Genomic DNA, 2632 nt, shown 5'->3' with positions numbered 1-2632 from the left:
CTTCGAGGCCCTGCTGCCGTGGAGCTGCACGCCGCAAATTCCAAGATAGCCATAGATCCCCACCTTTAAAATGTGGGGTTCATGGAGCGCTTACGCACTGTTCGCCGTCGCCCGCCAGGGCATACCGCGGGAATTTGCGCGGCTGTCACCGTCCATCGGCGTGGTCCACCTGCATCCACAGGCTTGTGCGGGGCTAAACGCGAGCCAGTTGCCAGAGGTGGCATCACAGGCCAAGCCTCATGCGAAGAATGTGCAGGGGGATAGTGTTTATGTGATTGATAGTTTAGTTGCCTGCCCTCAACTTCATGCCTCGTAGGAAGTAACGCCTCACCCCCCCAAAGATTTTAGCCAGCGTTGATAGAACTCGAACTGCTCCTTTGGGTCGATCACGATATCGACGTCTTCATAATCTAAGGTATGAACCATTTGATAAAAAGTAGCAGTTTCACCCATGATCACGCCTCCTTATTCAGCCTTGGAATGCATCCGACCTAAATTTTCGGTGTCAAACACCTCAAAGGCGCTCTGCCAACAAAAACAATTAAGCTTCTAAAGACCTCAACCACTTAAAAAAGAAATCATCCTGCAATTTCGGATCATTAACTATATTTACATCATCATAATCAAAAATATTAACCAGACTTTTTCTTGTTGCGCGAACGCCCAATAGATGCTCATAAGCCATCATTCCCGACGTCATCTGCGACGACATACTGGATGGCCTAACATTCAACTTAGCCCCCTTACACAAAAAATTAACCTCTGGGAGTAACACTAGTAGCTTCCCAAGACACTCATAAACATCAAGACCTGAAACATTAAAAGTCTTACCACTTTGTAGAAGCAATTTTATCGATGGGCTATCCACCTCATAATCCAACACGGCTTCTTGCTTCTCTCCATCGACAAAAATCAATACTTTCATGCTAGGCATTATTTATTTCCTATTTGGGCTGGAAAGAGCGAAAAGGCGACGGATTTATTTTATATTTCTGATTTCAGCAAACCATCAAGTACAAATTAGAAGTAAATCAGTCCACTTTTCATTCAAACCTGCAGCCACAGGCTTGTGCGGGGTGAACGCGAACCAGTTGCCGGAGATGGCATCACAGACCAAGCATCATGCGAAGAATGTGCAGGGGTATAGTGTTTATGTGATTGATAGTTTAGTTGCCTGCCCTCAACTTCATGTCTCGTAGGAAGTAACGCCTCCCTCCCCCAAAGATTTTAGCCAGCGTTGATAGAACTCGAACTGCTCCTTTGGGTCGGTCACGATATCGACGTCTTCATAATCGAATATCTGAACTATTTGATCAAAAGTAGCAGTCTTACCCATGGTCAACTCATAAGCCACAAGCCCCATACTCATTTGAGAGCACATTCTTGAGGGCATAACATTGAGTTTTGCGCCCTTGCACAAAAATTTAATTCGCGGATAATCTTCTCGCACTTTCATAAGGCACACAAAATAGTCGTAATGCTCGTACTTCTTTCTTACCCCTCCGGGCATAAAAAGATCAATAACAGCCGTTGAATTATCACATTCAAACCGAAAAACAGCCGTCTCCCTCTGATCACCGGCCAAGATACAAACTTCAACTTTTTCAGATTTCGTCATACCTTTACCCTTCCAGCTTTAATGCCAAACTTCATCTTCGTCATTACTCACCATCAATTACCTTTCTCGATTCAACCCAACGCATATAAAACTCGCGCTGAGCACTATAGCTATTTACAAAGGCGCCTTCATCATAATCAAATATATATATAAGATCCTCCTGTGATGGCTCCTCCCCCAACGTCAACTCATAAGCTTTAAGGCCAAGAGACATTTGAGAGGACATACTCGAGGTATGAACGTTCTTCTTCGAACCCTTGCAATAAAAGACCACATCCGGATTGTCTTCCCTTACGTTCCCGAAGCACTTGAAAAAATCGGCCCCGTTGTAAATTTTTCTAAAATCGGGACTTAACACAAACTCTATTGTCACCTGATCGCTATTACAAACCAGCTGAGCAGCCTGCTTATTCCCATCGACACCAACAATTATATCCACAACAGTTATAGCGCTCATTTTTTGATTTTCCTATTTGGATTGGGCATGGAGAAACCAAACTCACGACCATCGTCGATAATCAGCGTCGCCCCAAGAACATCCTCAGGGTTTATCCTAGAGCGAATCGCTATTTCCTTTTCCTTACCAAACAAATAAGCCGTACCTAGCTCTTTTTTCAAATCATGGCCTGGGATTTTATTGAGCGTATACAAGTACCCTATTTTCGTGAAGTCACTCGTAGCAAATTTTTTCCCCATATCCCTCGACACCGACGTACTAATAAAATTGCTCGACGGAAAGTCACTATCAATTGAGTGAAGCAGTAAGTCATCGCTGTTTCCTTTACTTTTAAATCCATTTTCAAACACATCATTGGGCTCTCGCTTATCCCCACGATATAAATAGTCACCCTCACCTTTTGGCGCTTTTGGCTCAGTTCCTTCAACGTGCGCCTTCCCAGCCGGGTCTTGCGGCCCACCTTTCGGCCTACACCCATCCCCACCTGGACAAGTATTAAGCCCCAACGGATCCACCCACCCCGTCGGGTTCAGCGCGTACCGGTAGGCATTCACCCC

General features: G+C 45.0%; 4 protein-coding genes and 2 pseudogenes. 1 reads left to right on the top strand and 5 read right to left on the bottom strand.

From position 1 onward, the window contains the following. Positions 1–103: 103 nt before the first annotated feature. Positions 104–316 (top strand): annotated as a pseudogene (locus BMW74_RS25595) (diguanylate phosphodiesterase); the annotation flags it as partial. An 11-nt stretch (positions 317–327) separates the two neighbouring features. Here BMW74_RS25595 and BMW74_RS25590 read toward each other — a convergent pair. The 5 genes and pseudogenes from BMW74_RS25590 to BMW74_RS24360 all read right to left on the bottom strand — a co-directional run. Further along, positions 328–453: a hypothetical protein gene (locus BMW74_RS25590; RefSeq protein WP_256562665.1), complete on the bottom strand. Its 126-nt coding sequence runs from the start codon at positions 451–453 to the stop codon at positions 328–330. Positions 454–541: 88 nt separating this feature from the next. Then, positions 542–934 (bottom strand): hypothetical protein, encoded by a 393-nt coding sequence (locus BMW74_RS24380; protein WP_093426647.1) that lies wholly within the window; start codon positions 932–934, stop codon positions 542–544. A 252-nt stretch (positions 935–1186) separates the two neighbouring features. Then, positions 1187–1618: a hypothetical protein gene (locus BMW74_RS24370; protein ID WP_093426645.1), complete on the bottom strand. Its 432-nt coding sequence runs from the start codon at positions 1616–1618 to the stop codon at positions 1187–1189. Between the two features lie 43 nt (positions 1619–1661). Next, positions 1662–2075: a hypothetical protein gene (locus BMW74_RS24365; protein ID WP_093426644.1), complete on the bottom strand. Its 414-nt coding sequence runs from the start codon at positions 2073–2075 to the stop codon at positions 1662–1664. Next, positions 2072–2632, bottom strand: a pseudogene (locus BMW74_RS24360) (type IV secretion protein Rhs); the annotation flags it as partial. The gene BMW74_RS24365 and the pseudogene BMW74_RS24360, both read right to left, overlap by 4 nt.

It is taken from the genome of Pseudomonas sp. ok272, from assembly GCF_900109995.1.
GTDB lineage: Bacteria > Pseudomonadota > Gammaproteobacteria > Pseudomonadales > Pseudomonadaceae > Aquipseudomonas.
The sequence above is the reverse complement of the archived record's forward strand: the minus strand, read 5'-3'. Positions and strand labels throughout refer to the sequence as shown.

Bases quoted from the DNA above. Each gene is read 5' to 3' on its own strand.
- BMW74_RS25590 (WP_256562665.1), bottom strand. From the start codon at position 453: ATGGGTGAAACTGCTACTTTTTATCAAATGGTTCATACCTTAGATTAT.
- BMW74_RS24380 (WP_093426647.1), bottom strand. From the start codon at position 934: ATGCCTAGCATGAAAGTATTGATTTTTGTCGATGGAGAGAAGCAAGAA.
- BMW74_RS24370 (WP_093426645.1), bottom strand. From the start codon at position 1,618: ATGACGAAATCTGAAAAAGTTGAAGTTTGTATCTTGGCCGGTGATCAG.
- BMW74_RS24365 (WP_093426644.1), bottom strand. From the start codon at position 2,075: ATGAGCGCTATAACTGTTGTGGATATAATTGTTGGTGTCGATGGGAAT.